The following is a 6617-nucleotide window of genomic DNA, read 5'->3' on the forward strand; positions in this document are numbered from 1 at the left end:
GCGGGGGGATGTGAGACGACGAGTGCGAGTGGAGGCAGGCACATGAGCGGCCCGTACGGACCGAACGAGACCCCTGGCCCAGGGGAGGGCCACAGCAGCGATCCGACCCAGCAGTGGTCGGGCCAGCCGCAGCCCGGCCAGTCCGGACCGGCGCCGCAGTGGGGTGGCCAGCAGCCGCAGCAGCCGCAGTGGGGCCAGCCCGCACCGTCGCAGCAGCAGTGGCAGCCCCAACCGCAGCAGCCGCAGTGGGGTGGTCAGAGTCAGCCGTCCTGGCCGCAGCAACCGCCGGCGCAGGCGCAGCCGTGGGAACCGACCCAGCAGCAGTGGGGTCAGCCGCCGCAGCCGTCGCAGCAGCAATGGGCGCAGCAGCAGCCCACTCAGCAGGGTTGGGCGCCGCAGCCCGACCAGTCGCAGCAGCAGTGGGGGATGCAGGAACCGCAGCTGAGCACCACGCCTGCCAAGAAGTCGAAGAAGGGCCTGCTCTTCGGCGGTATCGGCGTGCTGGTCGTGGTGGTTGTCGCCGTGGTCCTCGCCTTCGTCTTCCTGGGCAGCGACAAACTGGACAACAAGGCCGTGCAGGACGGTGTGCAGAAGGTCCTCAAGGATTCCTACGGCATCGACGACGTCCAGAGCGTCAGCTGCCCCTCGGGTCAGAAGGTCGAGGTCGGTGGCACCTTCGACTGCACCCTGAAGGTCGGCGGCGAGCAGAAGAAGGTCACCGTCAAGATCACCAAGGACGACGGCACCTACGAGGTCGGCCGCCCCAACTGAGTGCCGTGCGCGTGATACAGACCGACGGCCGCGCGAATGCCATCGTGTTCGACGGCCGCCGGGACCTCACAGTCACGGGAGCGTTCGACAGCCAGTACTTTTCGCGACGGTGACGAACACCGGGCGTCAGGCGTTCGCAGCGAGGGCCGCGGTCAGTCGCTTGACGGGGCTTTCGGCGTTGTAGGCGGTGGCGAGCGCGTGCAGCCCGTCCGGGTCGGCCGGTTCGGCGCGCAGTAGGTCAGGTCCGGACAGTTCGACCTCCGCATCGCGGACGACCCGCACCACGGGCGCTGCCGCCTTCAGATAGTCTTCGGCCGCAACCAGTTTCGCGCGCACGCCGCGCGCCAGATCGGAGGCGGGGTCGGCGACGGCGGCCACGAGCGCTTCGAGCGAGCCGTACCGTGAGATCAGCGTGGCGGCGGACTTGTCACCGATCCCGGCGACGCCGGGCAGGCCGTCGGACGCATCGCCCCGCAGCGTCGCCATATCGGCGTAGGCCGGGCCCGCATTCTCTTGCGGCACACCGTATTTGGCGGCTACCTCGGCGGGGCCCCAGAGTTCGGCCTTGGCCAGCCCGCGGCCCACGTAGAAGACGTGGACGGGCGGTGCGTCGGCGCGCACCACCTGCAGCAGATCGCGATCACCGCTGACCACGATCACCTCGTTGTCGCGTTCGCGGGCGGCGAGGGTGCCGATCACATCGTCGGCCTCCAGGCCGGCCGCACCCGCGGTCGCGATCCCGGCCGCCGCGAGCACCTCGGCGATCATGTCGACCTGCGGGGTGAGGGTGTCGGGCACCTCCTCGGCGCCGGGCTGGGCGTCGGCGGTGGTGTCGAGCCGGTGGGCCTTGTAGGAGGGCACCAGATCGACCCGGAAGGCCGGGCGCCAGTCGAGATCCAGGCACACCACGAGGCGGCCCGGATTGTGGCGGGTGATCAGCGCGGCGACCATATCGGTGAAGCCGCGCAGTGCGTTCACCGGGCGGCCGTCGGGCGCGGTGATCTTTTCCGGGATGGCATAGAACGCCCGGAACCACAGGCTCGCGCCGTCGAGCAGCAACAGTGGCCGGTCACTCGCACTGGAGGTGAGCATGGCGCAGACGCTACCGGGCCGCACCGACAATCCGGCCACGACCCGGTCGCGAACGTCGTGATCGTCGGGACCGTGTCCGCGGTGACGGGTAACGTCGTATCGCATGAGCGCGCATACGGAGTCACGATTCGGTGCCGAGATCTACGGCAAGCGGCTGGAGCGGGCGGCGGAGCTGACCCGCGCGGCACATCTGGACGCGCTGCTGATCACGCCCGGACCGGATCTGCGATATCTGCTGGGGTCGGCCGCGCAATCCTTCGAGCGGCTCACCTGCCTGGTCATCCCGGCCAGCGGCGAAACCCCGTCGGTGGTGGTGCCGAAACTGGAGTTGGCCGCGCTGGACGGCTCGGCCGCCGGTGAGCTCGGATTGCACATGGTGTCGTGGGTGGACGGCGTGGACCCGTACGGGGTGGTGAAATCGACGCTGAACGCGGGCGCCCGGGTGGCGGTCGACGATGCCATGCCCGCCCTGCATCTGCTCCCGATCGCCGACGCGCTGACCGCCCTGCCGGTGTCGGCGACCCCGATCATCCGGGAGTTGCGCATGATCAAGGATGCCGCCGAGATCGACGCGTTGCGGCGCGCGGGTGCCGCCATCGATCGCGTGCACGCCCGGATGGGTGAGTGGTTGCAGCCGGGCCGCACCGAGGCCGAGGTCGCCGCCGACATCACCGCCGCGATCGTAGCGGAGGGGCACGACCGGGCCGATTTCGTGATCGTCGGCAGTGGGCCCAACGGCGCCAACCCGCACCACAGCCATTCCGACCGGATCATCGAAGCCGGTGACGTGGTGGTCATCGATATCGGCGGTCCCGTCGAACCCGGATATTTCTCCGATTCCACCCGCACGTACGTGCTGGGCGAGCCCGATCCGGAGATCGCCGAACGCTACGTCGCGCTCGAACGCGCGCAGGCCGCCGCGGTGGCCGCCGTTCGCCCGGGCGTCACCGCCGAATCGGTCGACGCCGCGGCTCGAAACCTGTTGTCGGAGGCCGGTTTCGGTGAGGCGTTCATTCACCGCACCGGCCACGGCATCGGGCTGTCGGTGCACGAGGAGCCCTACATCGTGGCGGGCAACGAGACCGTGCTGCGGCCGGGGATGGCGTTCAGCATCGAGCCGGGCATCTACTTCGGCGGTGAATGGGGAGCCCGCATCGAGGACATCGTGGTCGTCACCGAGGGCGGCGGCGAGTCGATGAATCAGCGTCCGCACGGTTTGACGGTGCTGTGAGTGTCCCGGGCGGCTGACCGGCCGGCTCAGCCGCGCAGGGTGCTGCTCGACAGCACCCGCGCGACGCGTACCGCGATGACCACGCGCTGCGGGTTCTCGCGCGGGGTGCGGTAGCGCCCGGCGTAGCGGGCTTCCGCCTCGGCGACCCGGTCGCGGTCGGTCCAGACCTCGGCCGGGCCTTCGAGGGTGAGCCAGCGCGGGCCGTCGACCTGACTCAGCGCGGCGTATCCGCGCCGGTCCGCGTTGCGGGCCTTGGTGGTGGGACCGCCGGTGATCACCCGCGCGATACCGGCGTCGGGATCCCAGGTGAAGCCGACCGCGACGACGTGCGGTGTACCGTCCGCGCGCAGGGTGGTCAGCGTGGCCAGATGCCGTTCGGTCACGAATTCCAGCGCGCTGGGGGACAGGTCGATGCGCGCGGCCGCGGTACTCGTCATGGCTGCGACGCTAGCAACCGGCGCCGATGGCAGACTATGCGCCATGGGTGTGCGTGAGGTAGACGACGGGGTGATCGTGCTGTTCGGCGGGCGCAGCGAGATGGGACTCGAGGTCGTCCGCCGGATCTGCGCGGGCCGCGAGGTCGTGCTCGCGGCGCGCCGCAGTGAACAGTTGACGGAGGAGACCGCGATGGTGCGCGCGGCCGGTGCGCGCGGAGTCCACCCGGTGGAGTTCGACGCCGACGAGCTGAGCAGCCATCAGCCGCTGCTGGAGAAGCTGGTCGCCGATCACGGCCGGCTCGGGGCGGTGGTCCTCGCCTTCGGTGTGCTGGGTGATCAGGCTCGTGCCGAACAGGACCCGGCCGCAGCGGTGGCGGTGCTGCACACCGATTTCATCGCTCAGGTGAGCCTGCTGACCGTACTGGCGAATCTGCTCCGCGCCCAGGGCAGCGGGCAGCTGGTGGTGTTCAGTTCGATCGCCGGAGCGCGGGTGCGGCGTGCCAACTACGTCTACGGGTCGGGTAAGGCAGGGTTGGACGGATTCGCCTCGGGACTGTCGGATGCGTTGCACGGCAGTGGGGTTCACCTGTTGCTCGTCCGGCCGGGTTTCGTGATGGGGCGGATGACCGAGGGGATGAGCCCGGCGCCCCTGTCGAGCACGCCGCAGCAGGTGGCCGATGCCGTGGTCGCCGCCCTGCACCGACGTACCGCCCGGATCTGGGTGCCGCGGGCTCTCGGGTTCGGCGCTGCGGTGGCCCGGCTCCTGCCGCAGGCGATCTGGCGCCGGATGCCCCGCTGATGCGCGTGCCCACCCGGTCTGCGCGGCCGAAAGGCTGGCTCAGTGCCGAACCTGTGCGACAGCGGCCGGTGACGATATGACAGGCGAACACGAAAAACTCGGTCCCGCGCCCGGTGACACCCAGCACGCACCGGAAATCAGGCACGCGATCGCGGTGGTGGGCATCGGCGCGGACGGCTGGGCGGGACTGAGCCCGCGCGTGCGCGACGAGATCGCCACGGCTCAGGTGCTTTTCGGATCGCGCCGCCAGCTGGATCTGGTTCCCGCCGACGCGAGCACCGCGGAGCGCCGAGCGTGGCCGACCCCGTTGCTGCCCGCGCTGCCGGAGCTGCTTGCCGCGCATCGCGATTCGCGGATCTGCGTTCTCGCCAGCGGTGACCCCATGTTCTACGGCATCGGCGTCACGCTGGCGAAACTGCTCGGACCGCAAGCCATCCGGGTCTATCCGCAGCCGTCGTCGGCCACGCTGGCCTGTGCCCGGCTGGGCTGGGCGAGCGCGCACACACCGGTGGTGAGCGTCGTCGGCCGCCCCCTCGAAACGGTGCTGGCCGAACTCGCCGACGGCCGGCGGTTGTTGGTGCTCAGCGCCGACCAGCATTCTCCGGCGCGGGTCGCGGAACTCTTGCGGCGCAACGGCTTCGGTGAGTCGCGGCTGACCGTGCTGGAACAGCTCGGCGGACCTGGCGAACGGATCGTCGCCGCGACGGCGGCACAGTGGTCGCGACCTCCCGGGGATCCGCTGAACATCGTCGCCGTCGAGGCGGTCCGTGATCCCGCCTCACCCCGGCTCACCCGGTTGCCGGGCCTGCCCGATGCCTCCTACGGCGGCGACGGACAGCTGACCAAGGCCGAGGTCCGCACCCTGTCGATCGCCGCGCTCGCCCCCGCGCCCGGCGAACTGCTGTGGGATGTGGGCGGGGGATCGGGCACCATCGCTATCGAGTGGTGTCGCACCCATTCCGACTGTCGCGCAATCACTTTCGAACGCAGTGCCCCGCGCCGCGCACAGATCGCCGCCAACGCCGCGGCGCTCGGGGTGCCCACGATCGTCGTGCGTGGCGAGGCGCCGGCCGATCTGCCCGCGGCAGGGGATCCGGCGCCCGACGCGATCTTCCTCGGCGGCGGCCTCACCCAGGAGGGTCTGTTCGAGGCGTGCTGGGATCGGCTGCGGCCGGCCGGACGACTGGTCGCCAACGCCGTCACCGCCGAATCGGAGGCGCTGCTGCTGCGCTGGGCCGCGGCGCACGGCGGCGACCTGCGGAAATTCCAGATCTACCGGGGCGAGCCGCTCGGCGGATTCACCGCTTGGCGCCCGCATCTGCCGGTGGCGCAGTGGATTGCGGTGAAGCCGGCCGAGTAGGTGTCGAGCTGGGCCGCCGCCACCCCGCTCGGTGTGGCGACCGCCCTGCTTCTGCTCACCGACGCCGGCCGCTTCACCGCGGGGGATACGGTTCTGGTGCACTCCGCCGCCGGCGGTGTCGGCGGCGCGGTGGCACAGCTGGTGGCGCTGCTCGGCGGCGGCCGTCTCCTGGGGACGCTGAGCCGCGACCGCGGGCCGGTACCCGGCTATGACACCGTCCTCGTCCGCGGTGCCGGCCTGGCCGACGAGATCCGCGCGGCGACCGATGGCCGCGGGGTGGGCCTCGTGCTCGACCCGCTCGGCACCGAGGCACTCGATCTGGATCTCGAGGTCACCCGCCCCACCGGCCGAATCGTCTTGTTCGGCAACGCAGGTGGCGGCGCCCCCGCCCCGCTCCCGCCGTTCGGTCGCCTGCTGGGCGGCAACCTCACCCTCACCGGTTTCAGCCACCGCGGCCTCGTCGCCGGCGCGCCGTCGAAGGTCGCCGCCGCTACCCGCCGGGTGCTGGATTACCTTGCCGGAGGCGCACTCTCGCTTCCGGTCACCGAAGTGGCGTCGCTGGAGGAGGTGATCACCGCGCATGACCTGCTGGCGTCCGGACACGGCACGGGCAAGTACGTCGCCCGTATCCGCTGATGACCGGGGCGAGGCGCTGGGGTCATCCTCACCCCAGGGTTTCCGGTAGCGCGTTTCGCGCTCGGGCAAGCTCGCGGTAGTCCTGGAGGATGCGGCGAATGGAGGGAGTCACGCGGAGGTCGCCGTCCAGTGGCGCCCAGGTGTAGGCGGTGTGGGCGGACAGGCGGATGGGATACGTGGCGGCGACGTCGACGGCGAAGTGCAGGCGGCGGACCGGTTTACCGTTGGGGGACAGGTAGTCGAAATAGCCTACGTGGCTACGGATTCGGGTGACGAGCAGACCTGTCTCGG

Annotated in this window: 7 protein-coding genes and 1 pseudogene; 5 read left to right on the forward strand and 3 right to left on the reverse strand. The window is 70.8% G+C overall.

Features of this window, described 5'->3' with window-relative positions; genetic code table 11:
- The first annotated feature begins 42 nt into the window (after positions 1-42).
- Complete coding sequence (locus tag IRT45_RS08580; protein ID WP_194805307.1) at positions 43-771, forward strand: DUF4333 domain-containing protein; 729 nt, start codon at positions 43-45, stop codon at positions 769-771.
- 126 nt (positions 772-897) lie between these two features.
- Here the strand turns inward: IRT45_RS08580 and IRT45_RS08585 are convergent, their stop codons facing one another.
- Positions 898-1863 carry a 5'-3' exonuclease gene (locus IRT45_RS08585; protein ID WP_194805344.1) on the reverse strand — a complete coding sequence of 322 codons (966 nt, stop codon included), beginning with the start codon at positions 1861-1863 and terminating at the stop codon, positions 898-900.
- 103 nt (positions 1864-1966) lie between these two features.
- On the opposite strand from IRT45_RS08585, the gene IRT45_RS08590 reads away from it, so the two are divergent.
- Complete coding sequence (locus tag IRT45_RS08590) at positions 1967-3094, forward strand: Xaa-Pro peptidase family protein (RefSeq protein ID WP_194805308.1); 1128 nt, start codon at positions 1967-1969, stop codon at positions 3092-3094.
- 26 nt (positions 3095-3120) lie between these two features.
- Here the strand turns inward: IRT45_RS08590 and IRT45_RS08595 are convergent, their stop codons facing one another.
- On the reverse strand, positions 3121-3531 hold the full coding sequence (locus tag IRT45_RS08595) for a TIGR03618 family F420-dependent PPOX class oxidoreductase (protein ID WP_194805309.1): 411 nt from the start codon (positions 3529-3531) through the stop codon (positions 3121-3123).
- A 43-nt stretch (positions 3532-3574) separates the two neighbouring features.
- Here IRT45_RS08595 and IRT45_RS08600 point away from each other — a divergent pair, with 43 nt between their 5' ends.
- The 3 genes from IRT45_RS08600 to IRT45_RS08610 all read left to right on the forward strand — a co-directional run bounded on the left by IRT45_RS08600 (position 3575) and on the right by IRT45_RS08610 (position 6326).
- The gene (locus IRT45_RS08600; RefSeq protein WP_194805310.1) at positions 3575-4330 is read left to right on the forward strand and encodes an SDR family NAD(P)-dependent oxidoreductase; all 756 of its coding nucleotides are present in this window, start codon (positions 3575-3577) and stop codon (positions 4328-4330) included.
- Positions 4331-4406: 76 nt separating this feature from the next.
- Positions 4407-5690 (forward strand): precorrin-6y C5,15-methyltransferase (decarboxylating) subunit CbiE, encoded by a 1284-nt coding sequence (gene cbiE / locus IRT45_RS08605; protein WP_194805311.1) that lies wholly within the window; start codon positions 4407-4409, stop codon positions 5688-5690.
- Positions 5691-6326, forward strand: coding sequence for a zinc-binding dehydrogenase (locus IRT45_RS08610; protein ID WP_194805312.1), 636 nt, complete (start codon positions 5691-5693; stop codon positions 6324-6326). It begins immediately after the preceding gene.
- A 28-nt stretch (positions 6327-6354) separates the two neighbouring features.
- Here the strand turns inward: IRT45_RS08610 and IRT45_RS08615 are convergent.
- Positions 6355-6617, reverse strand: a pseudogene (locus IRT45_RS08615) (hypothetical protein); the annotation flags it as partial.

Source organism: Nocardia sp. BSTN01 (assembly GCF_015354405.1).
Lineage (GTDB): Bacteria > Actinomycetota > Actinomycetes > Mycobacteriales > Mycobacteriaceae > Nocardia.